The sequence below is a fragment of the Streptomyces sp. NPDC097107 genome (genome assembly GCF_044762405.1).
In the GTDB taxonomy this organism is placed as follows: Bacteria; Actinomycetota; Actinomycetes; order Streptomycetales; family Streptomycetaceae; genus Streptomyces; species Streptomyces thinghirensis.
This window is the reverse complement of sequence record NZ_JBIWEF010000002.1, coordinates 701,547-722,967: the sequence shown is the minus strand read 5'-3', so window position 1 is coordinate 722,967 and position 21,421 is coordinate 701,547. Positions and strand designations below refer to the sequence as shown.

General features: G+C 72.7%; 18 protein-coding genes and 1 pseudogene. 6 read left to right on the top strand and 13 right to left on the bottom strand.

Going from position 1 to position 21,421, the window contains the following annotated elements; genetic code table 11:
* The first annotated feature begins 558 nt into the window (after nucleotides 1-558).
* A complete protein-coding gene (gene trpS / locus ACIQ1J_RS07080) occupies nucleotides 559-1,569 on the top strand; it encodes a tryptophan--tRNA ligase (protein WP_403554780.1) in 1,011 nt (336 codons plus the stop codon).
* On the opposite strand, the gene ACIQ1J_RS07075 is transcribed toward trpS, so the two are convergent.
* Entirely contained in the window at nucleotides 1,524-2,507 is a 984-nt protein-coding gene (locus ACIQ1J_RS07075; protein WP_403554778.1) for a GlxA family transcriptional regulator, read from the bottom strand. The genes trpS and ACIQ1J_RS07075 overlap by 46 nt on opposite strands.
* A 75-nt stretch (nucleotides 2,508-2,582) precedes the next feature.
* Here ACIQ1J_RS07075 and ACIQ1J_RS07070 point away from each other — a divergent pair, with 75 nt between their 5' ends.
* Nucleotides 2,583-3,167: a cysteine hydrolase family protein gene (locus ACIQ1J_RS07070; protein WP_403554776.1), complete on the top strand. Its 585-nt coding sequence runs from the start codon at nucleotides 2,583-2,585 to the stop codon at nucleotides 3,165-3,167.
* 136 nt (nucleotides 3,168-3,303) lie between these two features.
* Here the strand turns inward: ACIQ1J_RS07070 and proC are convergent, their stop codons facing one another.
* From proC to ACIQ1J_RS07035, 7 genes and pseudogenes are all read right to left on the bottom strand, one after another.
* Nucleotides 3,304-4,116 (bottom strand): pyrroline-5-carboxylate reductase, encoded by an 813-nt coding sequence (gene proC, locus ACIQ1J_RS07065; RefSeq protein ID WP_403554774.1) that lies wholly within the window; start codon nucleotides 4,114-4,116, stop codon nucleotides 3,304-3,306.
* Between the two features lie 233 nt (nucleotides 4,117-4,349).
* Nucleotides 4,350-5,150: an ABC transporter permease gene (locus tag ACIQ1J_RS07060; RefSeq protein ID WP_403554772.1), complete on the bottom strand. Its 801-nt coding sequence runs from the start codon at nucleotides 5,148-5,150 to the stop codon at nucleotides 4,350-4,352.
* Nucleotides 5,147-5,965 carry an ABC transporter ATP-binding protein gene (locus ACIQ1J_RS07055; RefSeq protein WP_403554770.1) on the bottom strand — a complete coding sequence of 273 codons (819 nt, stop codon included), beginning with the start codon at nucleotides 5,963-5,965 and terminating at the stop codon, nucleotides 5,147-5,149. The genes ACIQ1J_RS07060 and ACIQ1J_RS07055 overlap by 4 nt, the downstream gene beginning before the upstream one ends.
* Before the next feature lie 40 nt (nucleotides 5,966-6,005).
* Nucleotides 6,006-6,865, bottom strand: a pseudogene (locus ACIQ1J_RS07050) (class I SAM-dependent methyltransferase); the annotation flags it as partial.
* An 88-nt stretch (nucleotides 6,866-6,953) separates the two neighbouring features.
* Entirely contained in the window at nucleotides 6,954-7,457 is a 504-nt protein-coding gene (locus ACIQ1J_RS07045; RefSeq protein WP_403554768.1) for an EamA/RhaT family transporter, read from the bottom strand.
* An 80-nt stretch (nucleotides 7,458-7,537) separates the two neighbouring features.
* Nucleotides 7,538-8,233, bottom strand: coding sequence for a DUF4232 domain-containing protein (locus ACIQ1J_RS07040; protein ID WP_403554766.1), 696 nt, complete (start codon nucleotides 8,231-8,233; stop codon nucleotides 7,538-7,540).
* A gap of 150 nt (nucleotides 8,234-8,383) precedes the next feature.
* Nucleotides 8,384-8,710 carry an SH3 domain-containing protein gene (locus ACIQ1J_RS07035; RefSeq protein ID WP_210964492.1) on the bottom strand — a complete coding sequence of 109 codons (327 nt, stop codon included), beginning with the start codon at nucleotides 8,708-8,710 and terminating at the stop codon, nucleotides 8,384-8,386.
* Between the two features lie 182 nt (nucleotides 8,711-8,892).
* Between ACIQ1J_RS07035 and ACIQ1J_RS07030 the strand changes: the two genes are divergently transcribed.
* Nucleotides 8,893-11,028 carry a serine/threonine-protein kinase gene (locus ACIQ1J_RS07030; protein ID WP_403554764.1) on the top strand — a complete coding sequence of 712 codons (2,136 nt, stop codon included), beginning with the start codon at nucleotides 8,893-8,895 and terminating at the stop codon, nucleotides 11,026-11,028.
* A gap of 22 nt (nucleotides 11,029-11,050) precedes the next feature.
* On the opposite strand, the gene ilvD is transcribed toward ACIQ1J_RS07030, so the two are convergent.
* The 4 genes from ilvD to ACIQ1J_RS07010 all read right to left on the bottom strand — a co-directional run bounded on the left by ilvD (nucleotide 11,051) and on the right by ACIQ1J_RS07010 (nucleotide 15,583).
* Nucleotides 11,051-12,904: a dihydroxy-acid dehydratase gene (gene ilvD, locus ACIQ1J_RS07025; RefSeq protein ID WP_403554762.1), complete on the bottom strand. Its 1,854-nt coding sequence runs from the start codon at nucleotides 12,902-12,904 to the stop codon at nucleotides 11,051-11,053.
* Between the two features lie 123 nt (nucleotides 12,905-13,027).
* Nucleotides 13,028-13,639, bottom strand: coding sequence for a TetR family transcriptional regulator (locus ACIQ1J_RS07020; protein ID WP_403554760.1), 612 nt, complete (start codon nucleotides 13,637-13,639; stop codon nucleotides 13,028-13,030).
* A complete protein-coding gene (locus ACIQ1J_RS07015; protein WP_403554758.1) occupies nucleotides 13,636-14,493 on the bottom strand; it encodes a sugar phosphate isomerase/epimerase family protein in 858 nt (285 codons plus the stop codon). The genes ACIQ1J_RS07020 and ACIQ1J_RS07015 overlap by 4 nt, the downstream gene beginning before the upstream one ends.
* 157 nt (nucleotides 14,494-14,650) lie before the next feature.
* The gene (locus ACIQ1J_RS07010; RefSeq protein ID WP_403554756.1) at nucleotides 14,651-15,583 is read right to left on the bottom strand and encodes a Ppx/GppA family phosphatase; all 933 of its coding nucleotides are present in this window, start codon (nucleotides 15,581-15,583) and stop codon (nucleotides 14,651-14,653) included.
* 70 nt (nucleotides 15,584-15,653) lie between these two features.
* On the opposite strand from ACIQ1J_RS07010, the gene ACIQ1J_RS07005 reads away from it, so the two are divergent.
* Nucleotides 15,654-16,466, top strand: coding sequence for a hypothetical protein (locus ACIQ1J_RS07005; RefSeq protein WP_210964498.1), 813 nt, complete (start codon nucleotides 15,654-15,656; stop codon nucleotides 16,464-16,466).
* A 103-nt stretch (nucleotides 16,467-16,569) separates the two neighbouring features.
* On the opposite strand, the gene ACIQ1J_RS07000 is transcribed toward ACIQ1J_RS07005, so the two are convergent.
* Nucleotides 16,570-18,378 carry a hypothetical protein gene (locus ACIQ1J_RS07000; RefSeq protein ID WP_403554754.1) on the bottom strand — a complete coding sequence of 603 codons (1,809 nt, stop codon included), beginning with the start codon at nucleotides 18,376-18,378 and terminating at the stop codon, nucleotides 16,570-16,572.
* Between the two features lie 393 nt (nucleotides 18,379-18,771).
* On the opposite strand from ACIQ1J_RS07000, the gene radA reads away from it, so the two are divergent.
* Both radA and disA read left to right on the top strand, forming a co-directional pair.
* A complete protein-coding gene (gene radA / locus ACIQ1J_RS06995) occupies nucleotides 18,772-20,181 on the top strand; it encodes a DNA repair protein RadA (RefSeq protein ID WP_403554752.1) in 1,410 nt (469 codons plus the stop codon).
* Between the two features lie 81 nt (nucleotides 20,182-20,262).
* Complete coding sequence (gene disA, locus ACIQ1J_RS06990; RefSeq protein WP_403554750.1) at nucleotides 20,263-21,387, top strand: DNA integrity scanning diadenylate cyclase DisA; 1,125 nt, start codon at nucleotides 20,263-20,265, stop codon at nucleotides 21,385-21,387.
* The last annotated feature ends 34 nt before the right edge of the window (nucleotides 21,388-21,421 follow it).

The window sequence follows — 21,421 nt, the reverse complement described above, 5'->3', positions numbered from 1 at the left end:
CCTCGGTGCTTTCCAGGTTCCCGCTTTCGCGTTTCCCTTTCCGGCGGTTCCGACTCTATCAGATCCTTTCGGGCTCTGATTCCCCGTCAGAGGGGGTTGTCTTCGCGGCTGTTGGGCCGTTTCAACGAGGTGAGACTCTAGCGGATTCCCGGCTCCCGAGCTAATCGGTGGCCGCGTCCTGGTGGACCTGGATTCCTCATTCCGTAAATACGCGCACCGACAATACGACGACGCCGACAGCGCGACTGTTCGTCGAGGAGTGGTTGGTACGTGCGGAATCGCTGTCCGGGGACCGACCGGGGTCGGCGCTCACGTCGGACAACTCGGAGAACACTACGAGCGCGGGTCGAGCGTGTCAAATGCCGGGCCGGACGGCCTCCGCACGCGTACGGTGGGGAGCATGACGACGCGTACGTGCACCGGGCTCTGGTGGGCCGCCTGACGGCGGCCGTACTCACGTATGCACTCAACGGCCGCCGCTTCGGCGGCCGTTCTCGTATCTCCCTCCAGGAGGGGGCGGCCGGCGGGTGGCGGCGGCCCTGACCAGGAGGTGGAGAGATGACGCGGGTCTTCAGTGGGGTCAAGCCGACCGGGCATCTGACGCTGGGGAACTATCTGGGAGCCATGCGGCGGTGGGCCGCGGCGGACCAGCACCGATCGGACGCCCTGTTCTGCGTGGTCGATCTGCACGCGCTGACCGTGGACCACGATCCGGCGCGGGTGCGCAGACTCAGCCGGCAGGCGGCATCGTTGCTGCTGGCGGCGGGGTTGGATCCGGAGCTGTGCACCGTGTTCGTGCAGAGTCACGTGGACGAGCACGCCCGGCTGTCGTACGTACTGGAGTGCGTCGCCACCGACGGGGAGATGCGGCGGATGATCCAGTACAAGGAGAAGGCCGCGCGGGAGCGGGAGCGGGGCGGGAGTGTGCGGCTGTCGCTGCTGACGTATCCGGTGCTGATGGCGGCCGACATCCTGGCGTACGGGACGGACGACGTGCCGGTCGGGAACGACCAGACGCAGCACGTGGAGCTGGCTCGGGATCTCGCGGTGCGGTTCAACCAGCGGTACGGGCACACGTTCGTGGTGCCGCGGGCGACGAACCCCGCGGTGGCGGCTCGGGTGATGAATCTGCAGGAGCCGGCGTCGAAGATGGGGAAGAGCGACGACGTCGGGCCGGGCATCGTCTATCTGCTGGATGAGCCGGACGTGGTGCGGAAGAAGATCATGCGGGCTGTGACCGACAACGGACGCGAGGTCGTGTACGACCGGGAGGCACGGCCGGGGCTCGCGAACCTGCTGGAGGTTCTCGCCGCCTGCACGGGCGGGGATCCGGCGGAGCTGGCGGGTGGGTACTACTCGTACGGCGCGTTGAAGAAGGACACCGCCGAGGCCGTCGTCGAAGTGCTGCGGCCGGTGCAGGGGCGGCACAAGGAGCTGTGCGCGGACCCCGGGTATGTGGAGGGTGTGCTGCGGGAGGGTGCGGAGAAGGCCCGGGCCATGGCTCGGCCGACCGTGGACGCCGCTTACCGGGCGATCGGGTTGCTGCCTCCCGTGAACGCGGCCCGGTAGGCGCGGGGGCTGGTGGCGAGGCGCGATGCGAAGTGCTGGCGCATCGTGACCTCGCTGCCGAAGCCGGAGCGGCGGGCGACCTCGGGCATGGGCAGGTCGGTGCGTTCGAGGAGCTTCTGGGCTGCGGCGATGCGCTGGTCCAGGAGCCAGCGCAGTGGGGTCGTACCGGTGGCCGCGGTGAAGTGACGGGCGAAGGAGCGGGGGGACATGCCGGCGCGGGCGGCCAGGTCGGCGATCGTCAGCGGCTCGTGGAGGTGGCGCAGGGCGTGTTCGCGGACGGCGGCGAGGGCGTCGGCGTCCCGGGCGGCCCGGGGTGTGGGGTGCTCGATGAACTGGGCCTGCGTGCCGGTGCGGAAGGGGGCCGTGACCATCGAGCGGGCGATGGTCGCGGCGGCTTCGGCGCCGTGGGCCAGGCGGACCAGGTGGAGGCAGAGGTCGATGCCGGCGGCCGTGCCGGCGGCGGTCCAGATGTTGTCGTCCTCGATGAAGAGGGCGTCGGGGACGACGGTGACGCGGCGGTGCCGGGTGCGCAGGAGGTCGGTCAGTCGCCAGTGGGTGATGGCTCGGCGGCCGTCGAGCAGGCCGGCCTGGGCGAGGGTGAAGGCGCCGCCGCACAGGGCCGCGACGGTCGTCCCGCGGGCGTGGGCGCGGCGGAGGGCGTCGAGGACCGGGGCGGGGGCCGGGGTGAGGTGGTCGTCGAGGCCGGGGACCAGGACGAGGTCGGCGCCGTCCAGCCAGTCGAGGGTGCGGTCGGGGTGGAGGGCGAGGCCGCCGCGCATGGGGACGGCGGTGGTGCCGTCGGCGGCGACCCGGCGCAGGTCGAAGGCGGGGGCGCCGCGGTCGGTGCGGTCGGTGCCCCAGACCTCGGTGATGACGGAGACGTCGAAGGCCCGGATGCCGGGGAAGGCGACGAGGGCGACGCGGTAGGGGGCTGCCATGAGTGGCAGTAAAGCATCGATCGCTGACTTCTGTACCCCTGGGGCCCGGAGCTGCCTGGCGGCACGATCGAGGGCATGGACATCGCTGAGAACGCAGCACTGCTGGTCGTGGACGTGCAGAAGGGCTTCGAGGAGGTCGACTTCTGGGGTGCGCGCAACAATCCGGCGGCGGACGACAACATCGCCGCCCTCATCGACGTGTGGCAGTCGACCGGGCGGCCGGTCGTCTACGTACGGCACGACTCCGTCAAGCCCGGGTCGCCGTTGCGGGCGGGATACGAGGGCAACGGGTTCAAGGAGTACGTGGAGGGGCGTCGCGGGAAGGGGGGCGGGGCCGAGCTGCTGGTCACCAAGAGCGTGAACTCGGCGTTCCTCGGGACGCCCGACCTGGGGGCCTGGCTGCGGGAGGCGGGGATCTCGCAGGTCGTACTGACCGGGATCCAGACGAACATGTGCGTCGAGACGACGGCACGGATGGGTGGGAACCTCGGGTACGAGGTCGTCGTCGCGTTCGACGCCACGTACACCTTCGGTCTGGAGGGGCCCTTCGGCTGGCGGCAGAGCGCGGACGAGCTGGCGCGGGCGTCGGCGGTGTCGCTGCACGGGGGCGGGTTCGCGACGGTGGTGGCGACGGAGGAGGTGGTGGCGGCGGCGAAGTGAGCCCCGCGCCCGGGTGGGACGCCGGGGCACGCCCTGTCGGTCCTGGTCAGGCCCCGTCGGTCCCGGTCAGGCCCCGTCGGTCCCGGTCAGGCCCCGTCGGTCCCGGTCAGGCCCCGTCGGTCCCGGCCATGCCTGGTCAGTCCTTGGTGCCGGAGGCGAGTTCGCGGCTGCGGTCCCGGGCGGCTTCCAGGGCGGCGATGAGGGCGGCGCGGACGCCGTGGTTCTCCAGTTCCCGGATGGCGTTGATGGTGGTGCCGGCGGGGGACGTGACGTTCTCGCGGAGCTTGACCGGGTGTTCGCCGCTGTCGCGGAGCATGGTCGCGGCGCCGATCGCGGACTGGACGATCAGGTCGTGGGCCTTGTCGCGCGGCAGGCCGAGGAGGATGCCGGCGTCGGTCATGGCCTCGACCAGGTAGAAGAAGTACGCCGGGCCGGAGCCGGAGAGGGCGGTGCACGCGTCCTGCTGGGACTCGGGGACGCGGAGGGTCTTGCCGACGGCGCCGAAGATCTCCTCGGTGTGCGTGAGGTGGTCGGCGGTGGCGTGGGTGCCGGCGGAGATGACGGACATGGCCTCGTCGACGAGGGCGGGGGTGTTCGTCATGACGCGGACCACCGGGGTGCCGGGGGCGAGGCGCTCCTCGAAGTAGGCGGTCGGGATGCCCGCGGCGCCGCTGATGACCAGGCGGTCGGCGGGGACGTGCGGGACGAGTTCGTCGAGGAGGGTGCCCATGTCCTGCGGTTTGACCGTGAGGATCAGGGTGTCGGCGGACTTGGCGGCCTCGGCGTTGGTGACCGGGGTGACTCCGTGGCGGGCGCGGAGTTCTTCGGCCCGTTCCCGGCGGCGGGCGGTGACCAGGAGGTCGGAGGGGGACCAGCCGGCTCCGATCATTCCGCTGAGCAGGGCTTCGCCGATCTTGCCGGTGCCGAGGACTGCGACTTTCTGGGTCATGGCGTTCGGTACCCTCCGGTGCCCTGTCTGCGGTGTGTCGTCCGTCGTCATCCTCGCATTCGCGAAGGTGGGCGGGGTGGGGCGTCCGGTGGGCGGGACGTGGTGATGGGTGCCGTGGAGTGGTCTCGCCCCCGCCACCCCTTCCCTTCCCTTCCCTTCCCGTCCCTGGGGCTGCGCCCTCAGACCCCCCTTGTCGGCCTGGACGGCCTCGTCCTCAAGCGCCGGACGGGCTGTTACGGCGTTCGGCGCTTCAACGTTGCCGCGCCCAGGGCCAGGACCAGGAGGGCGCAGCCCGCGACGAACAGGGCGTCCCGTACGAAGGCGGTGGTCATGTCGGTGTGGCGGAGGACCTCGTTCATGCCGTCGACCGCGTAGGACATCGGCAGTACGTCGGAGACGGCTTCCAGGGCCGGGTGCATCCTGTCGCGCGGGGTGAACAGGCCGCAGAGGAGGAGCTGGGGGAAGATCACCGCCGGCATGAACTGGACCGCCTGGAACTCGGAGGCCGCGAAGGCCGAGACGAAGAGGCCGAGTGCGGTGCCCAGGAGGGCGTCGAGCAGGGCGACCAGGAGGAGGAGCCAAGGGCTGCCTGTGACGTCCAGGCCCAGGAACCAGACCGTCAGACCGGTGGCCAGGGCCGACTGGACGATGGCGAGGGCACCGAAGGCGAGGGCGTAGCCGGCGATGAGGTCGCCCTTGCCGAGCGGCATGGCGAGGAGGCGTTCCAGGGTGCCGGAGGTGCGCTCGCGCAGCGTCGCGATGGACGTGACCAGGAACATCGTGATCAGCGGGAGGATGCCGAGGAGCGAGGCGCCGATGCTGTCGAAGGTGCGCGGGCTGCCGTCGAAGACGTAGCGCAGCAGGAAGAGCATCACGCAGGGGGTCAGCATCAGCAGGGCGATGGTGCGGGGGTCGTGGCTCAGTTGGCGCAGGACCCGGGTCGCGGTGGCTGTGGTGCGGGAGAGGCTCAGGGGGCGGGTGCGTGCCGGGGTGAGCGCGGGTGCGGGGGGCGCGGGGGCCTTGGGCGTGGTCATCGGGTGGTCTCCTTCGTGCGGGCCGCCGCCTTCGCCTTCGCCTCGTCGACCAGGTGGAGGAAGGCTTCCTCGACCGTCTCGGAGCCGGTGCGGGTGCGCAGGGCGTCGGGGGTGCCGTCGGCGAGGACCTCGCCCTCGCGCATCAGGAGGAGGCGGTGGCAGCGCTCGGCCTCGTCCATGACGTGGGAGGAGACGAGGAGGGTGGCGCCGCGGTCGGCGGCGACGGAGTGGAAGAGGGTCCACAGGTCTCGGCGGAGTACGGGGTCGAGGCCGACCGTGGGTTCGTCGAGGACCAGGAGTTCGGGGGCGCCCAGGAGGGCGACGGCGAGGGAGACGCGACTGCGCTGGCCGCCGGAGAGGTTGCCGGCCAGGGCGTCGGCGTGGGTGGTGAGGTCGACGTCGGCGACGACGCGCGTGACGTCCTCGCGGCGACGGCCGGAGGCCGTACGGCCGGGGTCGAGGATCTCGGCGAAGTAGTCCAGGTTCTGGCGGACGGTCAGGTCGTCGAAGACGGACGGGGCCTGGGTGACGTAGCCGATGCGGGTGCGCAGGGCCGGGTGGCCGGCGGGGTGGCCGAGGACGTCCAGGGTGCCGGTGACCTTGGCCTGGGTGCCGACGATCGCCCGCATCAGCGTCGACTTGCCGCAGCCGGAGGGGCCGAGGAGGCCGGTGATCCGGCCGCGCGGGACGGTGAAGCCGAGGCCGCGCAGGACGGTGCGGGGGCCGCGGACGACGGTGACGTCCGCGGCGTGGACCGCGGGTGGGGCGGACTCGCCGCCGGCCTCCCCGGGCGGGACGGGAGAGTAATTCACCATGCGATGAATATCTCTCCCCGCTCCTTCCGTCGTCAAGGGGTCACGGGGTCACGGGGGTCCGGGCGAGCAGCAGGACGACATACGTCTCCTCGACGACTCCGTCCGGGAAAGCGGTCAGGAGGTGCCTGCGCTCGTCGGCCAGGAAGGCCGCGCGGCGTTCGTCGGTGTCGGTCAGGAAGACCGGGTGGCTGGCGAGGTTGGCCAGGTGGGTGTCGACGGGGACGCGGCGGCTCCAGCGGATCTCGCGGCGGGTGAGTCCGAGGCGGCCGGCGGGGTCGGCGGTGTCCGGGCCGACGTTCCGCTTCTCGGCGGAGAGGTCGAGGTCGAAGTGCTGGTCGATGCGCCGGGCCGCCGCGGCGATCCAGGGCACGTCGAGGGCCTCGGTGTTCCACCACAGCGCCAGCGCGCCGCCCGGACGCAGCACGCGCAGCGCCTCCGGGACGGCCAGGGCGGGGTCGGTCCAGCGCCAGGCCTGGGCGTAGGTGAGGAGGTCGGCGGTGTGATCGGCCAGGGGGAGGGCGTTGCCGTTGCCGCGGACGATCGGCACGCCGGGAAGGGTGCGGCGGAACTCGGTGGCGGGCATTGCCGGCGCCGGGTTCCACGGCGATCACGTCGGCGCCGCGCTCGTGCAGGCGGGCGGTCGGGAAGGGTGCGGCGGAACTCGGTGGCCATGCCGGCGCCGGGTTCCACGGCGATCACGTCGGCGCCGCGCTCGTGCAGGCGGGCGGTGGCGAGGCCCGTACCGGCGCCGACGTCCACGACGCGGGAGCCCTTGAGGGGGCGGCCGGCCAGCTCCTCCAGCGCGTCGAAGAGGGCGGGCGGGTAGGAGGGGCGGTTGGCGGCGTACTGGGCCGCGGCGGCGTTGAAGGAGTGGGCGCGGACGGTGTGGTCGGCCTGCGCGGGAGTGGCTGGATCGGCTGTGTTTTCCGGGGTCGGCGGTTCCGGGCCCTCGCTCGCGGGCTCTCCGCTACTTCCGGCGGTGCTTCGTCTACTTCCGGCGGCGCTTCTTCGTCGGGTTGCCCGAGCGGCGGGTGGTGCGCTTCTCGTACTCCTCGCGGGCCTTCTCGTACTCCGCGCGGTGCAGTTTCTCGCCCGGGGCCTCGGTGAAGGTGCGGAAGAAGTAGGCGAGGAGGGAGCCGACGAAGCCGATGGCGAGCAGGCCGCGCATCGATGCCTGACGGTCGGGGTCGGGACGGCTGGTGAAGCCGGACCAGGTGTGGCGGAAGGCCAGGGCGCTGCAGATCGCGAACATCACGATCATCAGCAGCGAGACGAAGCTGCCGATGTCGGCGATCTGGAGGCCCTGGTAGGCCACGCGGAGCACGAAGCAGGCGGCGGCCGCCACGGCGAGGGAGCCGACGGCGAGGCCCGCCCGGCGGACGGTGTAGCCGTTGTCGTGGTGCACCCAGGTCGTGCCGTAGAACCGGAGGGGCTCGGGGCGGGGGCCCGCGGGGACGTCCGGGATGCCGTTCTTGCCGTTCTCTGCGCTCACGGGTCGATTATGGCGCCGGTGCGGCGCGGGCCCCGGGCGGGCCCGGCACACCGGACGGGACTCGTGGAACGTGGGGTGCGTCAGCCGCCCTGGCCGGCGCTGCCGAGCGGGCCGACCCGCACCGGGGTGCCGGAGCCGTCCGTGACGGGCAGCGTGGCGCCGCCCGGCCAGTCGAGGGTGACCGACTTGGTCTCGTCCGGCGGGGTCACCACCAGGCCGGTGACGCGGACGCCGGAACCGCCCGAGTCGTTGATCGGGTAGGTGATGCCGAAGGTCACCGTGTCCCCGTCCGCGAGGACGACCGAGGGGGCCGACTCGCCCGTGCGCTCGGCGGACAGGGTGCCGGAGTTCGTCTTCACGTCGACGCCCGCGTAGCCCGCGAGCGAGCAGTCCCGGCCGCCGCCGTTCTTCAGGTCCACCGCGGTGGTACCCCTGTCGTCGCCGCCGATCGTGGCGTCGGTCGCCGTGATCTCCAGCTCGTCGGTGCGGCACTTGGCGGCCTTGCCGTCCTCGTCGGTTCCGCCGGTGCCGCCGGTGCCGCCGGTGCCGCCGGTGCCGCCGGTGCCGCCGGTGCCGTTGGGGGTCTTCCCCTCGGAGTCGGTGCCGCCCTGCTGGTCCGAGCCGGTCGAGTCCGAGCCGCCGGTCGAGGACGACGCGGTGGAGGCGGCCGGCGGTGCGGCGCTCCGGTCCGTACCGTCGTCGTCGTTCTGACAGGCCGTGAGCGAGAGACCGGCGGCGAGGGCCATGGCGGCGATGGTCAGCTTGCGAACGCGCATCGTTGTCTACCTCGGAGTCGGTTGGCGTGCCGGTCCGCCCGCACCCAACGGTGCGAGCGGGTGTTCCTGATCAGCAAGAGCCACTCGGCCCGGCACGCCGTTCCTCTCGGCAACCTCCTCATACGCCTTCGGGACAGCCCTGTTACAAGGTCAGCAGCGAGGGGCCACGTAACCGTCGCTGCCGGTGCGGACGTACGCGTCGGAGACGTACTGACCGCTGCCGATGCCGTCCCAGATGTTCGAGGTGCCGTACGGGCCCGAGACCCGGGTCCCCGGCGTCTGGCAGTGGATCCGGACCCGGGAACCCTCGGGCAGGGTCCGCACGATGGAGTGGCCGGTGCCGGGACCGCTGCGGACGTTCAGCCGGTAGCCCGGCGCCACCGGGTAGGAGCCGGCGGCGGCGGCTGCCGTGGTGACGGCCCCCGTGGTCGCCTTCCGGTCCCCGCCCGTGGCGTCCGTGAGCTGGTCGACAGACATGAAAAACCTCCCCCGTCGCACCCCACGGGTTTCGTGGGGTCACGTTGATTCCCATGAATCGAGACGCGAAACACCAGTTCGCAACTCGCACGCGGAGGCTAGCAAGCCTCTTCGGCCCCAAAAGAACCATCGACTAGGCTCCGAGCGTCGCGCGCGCGAACGAACAGCACGGGGGTGGTTCCATGGCGCCGCAGCCGAACGCCGGAGCGGGCGCGGAAGCGGAACTTCCGGAGTACGCCGGTCACTACCGACTCGAGTCCTGTCTGGGCTCGGGTGGCATGGGAGTCGTGCACCTGGCCCGCAGCACCTCCGGGATGCGGGTCGCGGTGAAGGTCGTGCACGCCCGGTACGCCCTGGATCCCGAGTTCAGAGGGCGGTTCCGGCAGGAGGTGGCCGCGGCGCGGCGGGTGAGCGGGGCTTTCACGGCACCGGTCGTGGACGCCGATCCGGATGCCGGGCGGCCCTGGATGGCCACCCTGTACATCCCTGGTCCGACGCTTTCCGAGCAGGTGAAGCGGAACGGTCCGATGGATCCCGCCCAGTTGCGCCGGCTGATGGCCGGACTCGCGGAGGCGCTGCGCGACATCCACCGGGTGGGGGTCGTGCACCGGGACCTGAAGCCGAGCAACGTGCTGCTCGCCGAGGACGGGCCGAAGGTCATCGACTTCGGCATCTCCCGGCCGAAGGACAGTGAACTGCGCACGGAGACGGGGAAGCTGATCGGCACGCCGCCGTTCATGGCGCCCGAGCAGTTCCGGCGCCCCCGCGAGGTGGGGCCCGCCGCGGACGTGTTCGCGCTCGGGTCGCTCATGGTGCACGCGGCGACCGGACGCGGGCCGTTCGACTCCGACAGTCCGTACGTCGTCGCCTACCAGGTCGTGCACGACGAGCCCGACCTGACCGGCGTACCGGAGACGCTCGCGCCGCTGGTGCTGCGGTGCCTCGCCAAGGAGCCCGCCGACCGGCCCACTCCGGACGAGCTGATGCGGGAGCTGCGGTCGGTGGCGGCGGCGTACGACACGCAGGTGTTCATACCGGCACAGCGGGTGGAGGACTCGTCGGCCCCGGAGGTGGCGGCGGCTCCGGAGACGGCCCCGGCCCCGGGCCCAAAGGCTCCCGCCGGGCCGGCCGTGCGGCGGCTCGGACGGCGGGCGGCGCTCGTGGCCGGTGCGCTCTGCCTCGCCGTGACCGGAGGTCTCGTCTCGGTCCAGCTGTCCGGCGACGCCGAACCGGCGCACCGGACGCCCGCCGCGCGGAGCGCCCCGGGCGGGTTCGGCGCGTGGGAGGCGGTGCTCGCGTCGACGGGCGGTGGCGCCCCCCAGTGCTCGTACGCGGCGCGGCGGCTGCTGTGCGCGCGGCCCGGGTCGGTCCTCGCGATCGATCCGGCCGACGGCAGCACGCTGTGGCGGCACGCCGTGGAGGAGGCCGTGCGGAGCGAACCGCCGGTCGTGTCGGGCGGGCTCGTGCAGCCCGAGGTCGGCCTGCTGGGCCCGTTGGAGGCGCTCGACCCCGCCACGGGCGAGCCGGTGTGGCAGGAGGAGATGCCCGCGTACGACGGTCTGCGGTGCGTCGGCGACATGCTCCTGCTCACCCGCGCCGACGGGATGGTGACCGGTGTGGACAGCGCCTCGGGGCGTCCCCGGTGGTCGCACCGGATCCCCGGGCAGTCCGAGCCGTACTTCACCTCGTTCGCCGGTGAGCGGCGACCGGCGGCGTACGCGACGAGCCTGGCCCCGGACGGGCAGCGGACCCGGGTCACCGCGGTGGACCCGGCCGGCGGGGACGTGCGGTGGGACACGGAGCTGGCCGGGGCGCTGACGCCCGTGGGGGCGGCGGACGGTTCCGTGTTCCTCGTCGCCGAAGGGGCGGCCTACGGCGACGTCAAGGCCGTCGTCCGCTACACGCCCGCCACCGGGGCGACCCGCCGGGTGACGCTGCCGATCCCGGTCGAGCAGGCGTCGGCGTCGGCGGGCGTGCGCGGGGACACCGTGTACCTCATGGGCGCGGGCGGCTCGCTGGTCGCCGTGGACATGGCGGCGGGGAAGCAGGCGTGGCGGCTGGAGACGGGCGTGAGCCGGGGCTCGGCGCCGGTCTCCGACGGGCGGCACGTGTACGTCACCGCCCCCGACGGGCGGCTCCTCGGCGTGGACGCCCGCAAGGGCAAGCTCCTCGGGCAGACCCGGCCCCGGCTCGGCGCCGACTCCGACAAGGTGCCCGCGTCCCTGCCGGCGCCGCTGCTCGCGGGCGGGCACGTGTACGCCGGGGCGCCGGACGGGACGGTGTTCGGGGTGCCGGGGCGGGACCCGGGGGCCTGGTAGGCCTCGGATCCCGCCGAGGGGGTCAGCCCAGCTTGCTGACGTCGCGCACCGCGCCCTTGTCCGCGCTGGTCGCCATCGCGGCGTACGCCTTCAGGGCGGCGGAGACCTTGCGGTCGCGGTTCTTCGGGGCGTACACGCCGTTCAGGGCCTGGTCGCGGCGGGCCAGTTCGGCGTCGTCCACGAGCAGCTCGATGGAGCGGTTCGGGATGTCGATGCGGACGCGGTCGCCGTCCTCGACGAGGGCGATGGTGCCGCCGGCGGCCGCCTCGGGCGAGGCGTGGCCGATGGACAGGCCCGAGGTGCCGCCGGAGAAGCGGCCGTCGGTGACCAGGGCGCAGGTTTTGCCGAGGCCGCGGCCCTTCAGGTACGAGGTCGGGTAGAGCATCTCCTGCATGCCGGGGCCGCCCTTGGGGCCCTCGTAGCGGATGACGACGACGTCGCCCTCCTTGACCTGCTGGGTGAGGATCTTCTGGACGGCCTCCTCCTGCGACTCGCAGACGACCGCCGGGCCCTCGAAGGCCCAGATCGACTCGTCGACGCCCGCCGTCTTCACGACGCAGCCGTCGACCGCCAGGTTGCCGCGCAGGACCGCGAGGCCGCCGTCCTCGGAGTAGGCATGCTCGACGGAGCGGATGCAGCCGCCCTCGGCGTCCTCGTCCAGGGAGTCCCAGCGCTCGGACTGGGAGAAGGCCTCGGCGGAGCGCTTGCAGCCGGGGGCCGCGTGCCACAGTTCCAGGGCCCGAGGGGACGGGGAGCCGCCGCGCACGTCCCAGGTCTTCAGCCAGTCGGCCAGGGACGGGCTGTGCACGGAGTGGACGTCCTCGTTCAGCAGGCCCCCGCGGTGCAGTTCGCCGAGGAGGGCGGGGATGCCGCCGGCGCGGTGCACGTCCTCCATGTAGTACGTGCGGTCCTTGGCGACGTTCGGCGCGACCTTGGCGAGGCAGGGAACGCGGCGCGAGAGGGCGTCCATCTCGGTGAGGCCGAAGGGGACCTCCGCCTCCTGGGCGGCGGCCAGCAGGTGCAGGATCGTGTTCGTGGAGCCGCCCATCGCGATGTCCAGCGCCATGGCGTTCCCGAAGGCCGCGGGGGTGGCGATGTTGCGGGGCAGGACCGTGTCGTCGTCCTGCTCGTAGTAGCGGCGGGTCAGGTCCAGCACCGTGTGCGCGGCGCTCTCGTAGAGCGCCTTGCGGGCGGTGTGGGTGGCCAGGACCGAGCCGTTGCCGGGGAGGGAGAGGCCGATGGCCTCGGTCAGGCAGTTCATCGAGTTGGCGGTGAACATGCCGGAGCAGGAGCCGCAGGTCGGACAGGCGTTCTCCTCGATGCGGAGGATGTCCTCGTCGGAGATCTTGTCGTTGACCGCCTCCGACATCGCGTCGACCAGGTCCAGGGTGCGGACCGTGCCGTCGACCAGGGTGGCGCGGCCTGACTCCATGGGGCCGCCGGAGACGAAGACCGTGGGGATGTTCAGCCGCAGGGCGGCGTTGAGCATGCCCGGGGTGATCTTGTCGCAGTTCGAGATGCAGATCAGGGCGTCGGCGCAGTGGGCCTCGACCATGTACTCCACGCTGTCCGCGATCAGGTCGCGGGAGGGCAGGGAGTAGAGCATGCCGCCGTGGCCCATCGCGATGCCGTCGTCGACGGCGATCGTGTTGAACTCGCGCGGGATGCCGCCGGCCGCGACGACCGCCTCGCTGACGATCCGGCCGACCGGGGCGAGGTGGGTGTGGCCCGGCACGAACTCCGTAAAGCTGTTGGCGACCGCGATGATCGGCTTCCGCCCGATGTCCGCGCCGGGTACACCGGAGGCGCGCATAAGGGCGCGGGCGCCCGCCATGTTGCGGCCGTGGGTGACTGTGCGGGACCTCAGTTCGGGCATCGTCGCTCGCTCCTTCGGAGAGTTGTGACTGCCGTCGAGCGTACGCCGGTCATCCAGGGGCCGGGACAGGGTGTCCGCGATGCGGGATGCGCGTCTCGCCGCCGACGCCGTGTGAAGGGTGCGTCAGGGGCCGGTGAGGTGGCCCTGTACGACCGGTGCCAGGCGGGCGATGATCCGCTCCGGGTCGGCCGAGGCCAGCGGCTCCGCCTTGATCACGTAACGGAGCACGGCGCACCCCACCAGCTGCGCCGCCGCCAGCTCGGCGCGCAGCTCCGCGTCCGGCAGGTCCAGCCGGGCCGCGATGCGGCGCAGCAGCTGGGCGGCGATCAGGCGGCGGAAGACGGCGGCGGCGGTCTCGTTGTTCAGGGCGGAACGGACGATGGCCAGCAGCGGAGTACGGGTGGCCGGGTTCTCCCAGAGACCGAAGAAGAAGCGGGTGAGCCGTTCGCCGACCCCGTCGAGGGGGCCGTCGCCGATCGCCTCGGGGGCTCCGAGGACCGGTGCGAAGGCGACCTCGATGGCCGCCTCGAAGACCTGCTCCTTGGTGCCGAAGTAGTGGTGCACCAGTGCCGGGTCCACGCCCGCCGTCTTGGCGATGCCGCGTACGGACGTCTTCTCGTAGCCGCGCTCGGAGAACTCCTCGCGGGCCGCGGTGAGGATGCGGGCGCGGGTGCCGGCGGACTCCGCGCGCGGTGGACGGCCGCGGCGGCGGGTCCCCCCGCCCGCGTCGCTCACCGCCGGTGCGCCTTCGCCGCCGGACCGGCCGAGCCCGGTGCGCCCGCCGACGCCAGGTGCAGGCGGGCGAAGGCCAGCGCCTCGGCGAGATCGGCCTCACGTTCGGCGCTGGACATCGCGCGACGGGTGTTGACCTCGATGACGACGTGGCCGTCGAAGCCGGTGTGCGCGAGGTGCTCCAGCACCTCGGCGCAGGGCTGGTCGCCGCGGCCGGGGACGAGGTGTTCGTCCTTGGCCGAGCCCTTGCCGTCGGCGAGGTGGACGTGGCCGAGGCGGTCGCTCATGCGGTCGAGCATGTCGAGGGTGTCGGTGCGGGAGGTGGCGGCGTGGCTGAGATCGATCGTGAAGTGGCGGTAGTCCTCCTTCGTCACGTCCCAGTCGGGGGCGTACGCCTGCATCTCGCGGTCGCGGTAGCGCCAGGGGTACATGTTCTCGACGGCGAACCGGACGTCGGTCTCGTCCGCCATCCGCCAGATGCCGCTGACGAAGTCCCGGGCGTACTGCCGCTGCCAGCGGAACGGGGGGTGGACCACCACGGCGCTCGCGCCGAGTCGCTCGGCGGCGGCGCGGGCACGCTGGAGCTTGACCCAGGGGTCGGTGGACCAGACGCGCTGGGTGATGAGCAGGCAGGGCGCGTGCACGGCGAGGATCGGCATGCGGTGGTAGTCGCTGAGTCTGCGCAGCGCGTCGACGTCCTGGCTGACCGGATCGGTCCACACCATGACCTCGACCCCGTCGTAGCCGAGGCGTGCGGCGATCTCGAAGGCCGTCGCGGTCGACTCCGGGTAGACGGACGCCGTCGACAGGGCGACCTTCGCATCCGGGATGCGGACTACGTCCCTTGGTTTTGCCACGGGGGTCAGGTTACGGGGTGGGGCCGGGTGGGTGCGGGGTGCCCTTTCGCCGTTGTGGTGAGTGACATAGGGCGAGTGCGGGGCGGTTCGTGAGTGCTCACGCCCGCGCGTCGGAGCCGCACGTCGGTACAGCCCCGCGCCCCTTCCGGGCGCGCGTTCATCCCTGGCCCATGTGGTCGAGGCGCCGGAGGATGACTCCCTCTCTGAGCGCCCATGGGCAGATTTCCAGGCTTTCCACGTGGAAGAGGTCCATCGCGGCCTCGGCGACCAGGGCGCCGGCCAGGAGCTGGTTCGCGCGGCCCTCGGAGACGCCGGGAAGCTCGGCGCGCTCGGCGGTGGTCATGGCGGCCAGGCGGGGCACCCAGCCCTCCAGGGAGGCCCGCTTCAGCTCGCGCTGGACGTAGAGGCCCTCGGCGGAGCGGGCGGCGCCGGCGATGCGGGCCAGCTGCCGGAACGTCTTGGATGTGGCGACCACGTGGTCGGGGGCGCCGAAGCGGCTGAAGTCACCGACCGTGCGGGCGATCTCCGTGCGGACGTGGCGGCGCAACGCCCTGACGTCGTCCGGGTGGGGCGGGTCGCCGGGCAGCCGGGCGGCGGTCAGCCGGCCCGCGCCGAGCGGCAGCGACACGGCGGTGTCGGGCTCCTCGTCGATGCCGTAGGCGATCTCCAGGGAGCCGCCGCCGATGTCGAGGACCAGCAGCTTACCCGCGGACCAGCCGAACCAGCGGCGGACGGCGAGGAAGGTGAGCCGGGCCTCCTCGGCGCCGCTGAGGACCGTCAGCTCGACGCCTGTCTCCTCGCGCACGCGCGCGAGGACGTCGTCGGCGTTGCTCGCCTCGCGCACGGCGGAGGTGGCGAACGGCAGGAGGTCCTCGACGCCCTTGTCCTCGGCGGCCTGGAGCGCCTCCCGGACGACGGCGACCAGCCGGTCGACGCCGTCGGGGCCGATCGCACCGTCCTCGTCGAGGAGCTGGGCGAGGCGCAGGTCCGCCTTGTGCGAGTGGGCGGGCAGCGGGCGCGCGCCCGGGTGTGCGTCCACCACCAGCAGATGCACCGTGTTCGAACCCACGTCGAGGACACCGAGTCTCATGCAGGGAACGCTACTGCCAGCGGGAGTGCGGCGGTGCCGTCATCCGGTCCGGGCGACTTACCCTGGAGCCGTGCCAAAGACGAAAAAGGCGAAGGACGAAAAGTCGGCCAAGAAGGAAAAGAAGCGCAAAATGGGCGACGAGAAGGGTCTCGACTTCGCGCGCGCGTGGGTGGAGTTTCCGGATCCGGCGGACGACGAGCAGGTCTTCCGGTGCGATCTGACATGGCTGACCTCCCGCTGGAACTGCATCTTCGGGAGCGGCTGCCAGGGCATCCAGGCGGGCCGCGCGGACGACGGGTGCTGCTCGCTGGGCGCCCACTTCTCCGACGAGGACGACGAGAAGCGGGTCGCCGAGCACGTGGCGCGGCTCACTCCGGACGTCTGGCAGCACCACGCCGAGGGCACGCGGGACGGCTGGATCTCCGAGGACGACGAGGGTTCCCGGCAGACCCGGCCCTTCCAGGGCTCGTGCATCTTCCAGAACCGGCCCGGCTTCGCCGGGGGCGCGGGCTGCTCGCTGCACATCCTGGCCCTGAAGGAGGGCCGGGAACCGCTGGAGACCAAGCCGGACGTGTGCTGGCAGCTTCCGGTCCGGCGGACGTACGAGTGGATCGACCGGCCCGACGACACCCGCGTGCTGCAGGTGTCCATCGGTGAGTACGACCGGCGCGGCTGGGGCCCGGGCGGGCACGACCTGCACTGGTGGTGCACCTCGGCGACCTCGGCGCACGGCGCGGGAGACCCGGTGTACGTCTCGTACCGGCCGGAGCTGATCGAGCTGATGGGCAAGGCGGGCTACGACCGGCTGGTCGAGCTGTGCGAGGAGCGCCTGGCCTCGCAGTTGCCCCTGGTGGCACCGCATCCGGCGGACCCGGTTCGCTGAGCCCGGTTCGCTGAGCCCGGTTCGCTGGATGCGGTTCGCTGAGCCCGGTTCACTGGATGCCGGTTCGCTGGATGCCGTCCTGTGAGGCGTCCTGAGACGTGCTCTACGAGGTGGACGGGCTCGGGTCGCCGTCCTCGCCGGGTGGCGGGGACGAGCCGCCCGTGCCGCCGGTGGGCGACGGGTCGTCGGTGGGTGTCGGGTCCGGGTCGGGCGACGTGGGCGACGGGTCGTCCGTGGGTGTCGGGTCGGGAGGCGCCGAGGTCGACGGGGACGGACCCGGGTCCGGGCCGGGGTCGGACGGAGGTGGCGAGTCGTCGGGGGTACTGGGGCGCGGGCCCGGGCGGGGAGGGCTGGGCGCGGTGCCGTAGCCCTCGATGGAGACGACGGCGCCGGCGGGTGAGACGGCCACCCGTGCGCTCCAGTGGCCGGACGGTTCCCGCAGGTGGTCGACGTACACCTTGATCGTCAGCGTCTGGCCGGGGCCGAGGGTGCCCGACGACTGGCTCAGGTACAGCCAGGAGGCGCCGGTGGACGCGGACCAGCGCACCGGGGCGTCGCCGGTCGCGGTCAGGGTGACGAGCGTGGTGTCGCCGTCGTGGCCGGCCGTGACGTCCAGGTGGCCGGCGCCCTGCTCGCCCGCGCCGGAGACGCTGACGACCTCCACGGAGACGTCGGCCTTGCCGTTCCTGCCGAAGCGGGTGCCGGGGGTGGTGCTCGCGTTGCCCGCGTTCTCGTAGCCGTGGCCTTCGCCCGCGGACTCGCCGTCCAGGCCCTCCGGCCCCTGCGCCTCGCTGGTGCTGGCCGAGCGGCCGCCCTCGCCCTCGACGACCGGGGTGCCGCGGTAGGCCGCCCACAGGGCGAGCACGGGGGCGGCGACGACGGTGGCCACGACGGTCGTGGTGACGGCACGCGCGCGCAGGCGGTCGCGCCGGGCCGCACGGTCCTTGGGGTCCATCGGGAAGCCGCGCCGGTCGAAGCGGGGTCCGGCGCTCCGCGCGCGTGGGAGGTGCGCCATGGCGACGTGCAGCGCCGCGCGGGGTGCCTCCAGGACGGGCAGCTCGGCGGGCGTGACGCTGGTGCCGGGCCAGCGGCCCGGGATCGCGTGCTCGGCGGTACGGCGGCAGCGCGGGCAGTCGTCGACGTGCCGGACCAGCTCGCGGCGCAGGGCGGCGCTCAGTACGTACTGGTTGTCGCCGGTGAGGCGGGCGACGCCCGGGCAGCTGCCGGTCTCGACGACGGCGAGGGCGGCGCGGGTGCGCTCGACCTCGCAGGCGGCGGAGGCGAGCAGTTCACGGGCGGCGGCCAGGTCCATGGCGAGGACGGCGGCGACCTCGTGGGCGGCGAGGCGGTGGCGCACGGCCAGTTCGAGGGCCTCGCGTTGCTCCGGGGTGGTGCCGGCGGCCTCCGGCCAGGCCAGGAGGGCGAGTTCGCGGCGGTGGCGCTGCTGTGCCTCGTCGTTGCCGTCGCGTGCATCTGTGCCGTCGCGTACGTCGCGTACGTCGTGCGCGGTGGGCGGCGACAGGGGCGCGGGCTGCCGCTGGGCGGTGCGCTGCCGGACGGAGTGGGGGCGGCCCGCCGCGTGGCTGCTCTGACGTTTCTGCTTGGCCTCGGCCAGCTTGCGCAGGCAGGCCCAGCGGGCCAGCGCGTACATCCACGCCCTGCGGTCCCCGGCGGCTTCCGGACCGCGGTGGCCGCGGCGCTCGGCGAGCGCCAGGACGTCACCCAGCGCCTCGGTCGCGGCGTCGTGGTCGCAGAGCACGGACAGGCAGTACGTGAACAGGCCGTCCAGATACGCGTCGTAGCGCGCGGGCGGCCGCTGCGCCAGCGTGCGCGCCGCGGTGCGGTCACGCGCTTCCCGGTGCGCCCGGTGTGCGCCGGTCGTGCGGGTCGTGGTCTCCGGACTGCTCCTCATCACCCGGCGACCGTAGGGGGCTATGGGTGGCGCGAACTGGCGCATTGGGTCCTTTTAATCCGTACGGGTGAAACGATCCCTCATAAGGGGACAGGAAGCTGCTGCTCCGTGCCCGGTTCAGGGTGCGGGTGGTCCGTTCGGGTGCCTGAGACGATCCGTTCGTTCCGCGCGGGCCGAGGCGGCGGCACGGGTCCCGAGTGGGGGCGGCACGGGCCCCGAGTGCGAGCACCACGGGCCCCGAGTGCGAGCACCACGGATCCCAAGTGCGAGCACCACGGATCCCAAGTGCGAGCACCACGGATCCCAAGTGCGAGCGCCACGGGTTGCGAGTGGGGGCACGGGTTGCGAGTGGGGGCGGCACGGGTTGTCGGTGGGGGCGGTTACGGTTCGTGCATGGCTGCCCGTGCGAAGTCCACCAAGGAACGGCCGTCCTACCGCTGCACCGAGTGCGGCTGGCAGACGGCCAAGTGGCTGGGCCGCTGCCCCGAATGCCAGGCCTGGGGCACGGTCGAGGAGTACGGCGCGCCCGCGGTCCGTACGACGACGCCGGGGCGCGTCACCACTTCCGCGCTGCCCATCGGCCAGGTCGACGGCCGCCAGGCGACCGCCCGTCCGACCGGCGTGCCCGAACTGGACCGGGTGCTCGGCGGCGGACTGGTGCCCGGCGCCGTGGTGCTCGTCGCGGGTGAGCCCGGCGTCGGCAAGTCCACCCTGCTGCTCGACGTGGCGGCCAAGTCGGCGAGCGAGCAGCACAAGACCCTCTATGTCACGGGTGAGGAGTCGGCGAGCCAGGTGCGGCTGCGCGCCGACCGCATCAAGGCGATCGACGACCATCTGTACCTCGCCGCCGAGACCGACCTCGCGGCCGTGCTGGGGCATCTGGACGCGGTCAAGCCCTCCCTGCTGATCCTGGACTCCGTGCAGACGGTCGCCTCCCCCGAGATCGACGGCGCCCCCGGCGGCATGGCGCAGGTGCGGGAGGTGGCGGGCGCGCTGATCCGCGCCTCCAAGGACCGCGGCATGTCCACCCTGCTGGTGGGTCACGTCACGAAGGACGGGGCCATCGCCGGTCCGCGGCTGCTGGAGCACCTCGTGGACGTCGTGCTTCATTTCGAGGGCGACCGGCACGCCCGCCTGCGGCTGGTCCGCGGTGTCAAGAACCGGTACGGCACCACCGACGAGGTCGGCTGCTTCGAGCTGCACGACGAGGGCATCACCGGCCTGACCGACCCCAGCGGACTCTTCCTCACCCGCCGCGCGGAGCCCGTACCCGGCACCTGCCTGACCGTCACCCTGGAGGGGCGCCGCCCGCTGGTCGCCGAGGTACAGGCGCTCACGGTCGACTCCCAGATCCCGTCCCCGCGACGCACCACCTCCGGACTGGAGACGTCCCGCGTGTCCATGATGCTGGCCGTCCTGGAGCAGCGCGGTCGCATCAGCGCCCTGGGCAAAAGGGACATCTACTCCGCGACGGTCGGCGGTGTGAAGCTTTCCGAGCCGGCCGCCGACCTGGCCGTCGCGCTCGCCCTCGCCTCGGCCGCCAGCGACACCCCGCTGCCCAAGAATCTCGTCGCGATCGGCGAGGTCGGCCTCGCCGGTGAGGTGAGACGGGTCACCGGCGTGCAGCGCAGGCTTTCCGAGGCGCACCGCCTGGGCTTCACGCACGCCCTGGTGCCGACCGACCCCGGCAGGGTCCCCGACGGCATGAAGGTCCTGGAAGTCGCGGACATAGGGGAAGCCCTGCGGGTGCTTCCGCGCTCGCGTCGGCGAGAGGCCCCACGGGAGGACGAGGACCGCCGGTAGACTTTGCCCTGGTCTCGCCCGTCCGTACGACCGAGTGTGCGACAGGGGAGCACCTGAAGAACCTGCGACCGGAGGAGTGCAGTGGCAGCCAACGACCGGGCAGCAGCTCCCGGAAAGTCCGGTGGGAGTGCCGGTGCCGATGGCCTGATGCGCGCCTCGCTGAGCGCGGTGGCGCCCGGCACGCTCCTTCGGGACGGCCTGGAACGGGTCCTTCGCGGCAACACCGGCGGCCTGATGGTGCTGGGCTCCGACAAGACCGTCGAGTCGATGTGTACCGGCGGTTTCGTACTGGACGTCGAGTTCACCGCGACCCGGCTGCGCGAGCTGTGCAAGCTCGACGGCGGCATCGTGCTGTCCTCGGACCTGTCCAAGATCCTGCGGGCCGGCGTGCAGCTGCTTCCGGACCCGACCATCCCCACGGAGGAGACCGGCACCCGGCACCGTACGGCGGACCGGGTCAGCAAGCAGGTCGGCTTCCCCGTCGTCTCCGTGTCGCAGTCGATGCGGCTGATCGCGCTCTACGTCGACGGCCAGCGGCGTGTGCTGGAGGACTCCGCGGCGATCCTGTCCCGTGCCAACCAGGCCCTGGCGACCCTGGAGCGCTACAAGCTCCGCCTCGACGAGGTCGCGGGCACGCTGTCGGCGCTGGAGATCGAGGACCTGGTCACCGTCCGGGACGTCTCCGCGGTCGCCCAGCGTCTGGAGATGGTGCGCCGCATCGCGACCGAGATCGCCGAGTACGTGGTGGAGCTGGGCACGGACGGACGGCTGCTGGCGCTCCAGCTGGACGAGTTGATCGCCGGCGTGGAGCCCGAGCGCGAGCTGGTCGTGCGGGACTACGTGCCCGAGCCGACCGCCAAACGCGCCCGTACGGTCGAGGAGGCGCTCGCCGAGCTGGACAAGCTCGGCCACGCCGAGCTGCTCGAACTGTCCACGGTGGCCCGCGCGTTGGGCTACACCGGCTCTCCGGAGACCCTGGACTCGGCGGTGTCGCCGCGCGGCTTCCGGCTGCTGGCGAAGGTCCCGCGGCTGCCCGGCGCAATCATCGACCGGCTGGTGGAGCACTTCGGCGGCCTGCAGAAGCTGCTCGCCGCCAGCGTGGACGACCTCCAGACGGTGGACGGCGTCGGCGAGGCACGGGCGCGCAGCGTGCGGGAGGGTCTGTCGCGGCTGGCGGAGTCGTCGATCCTGGAGCGGTACGTCTGAGGAGTGCCGGCCGAATCGGCGCGGCGGGGCCGGC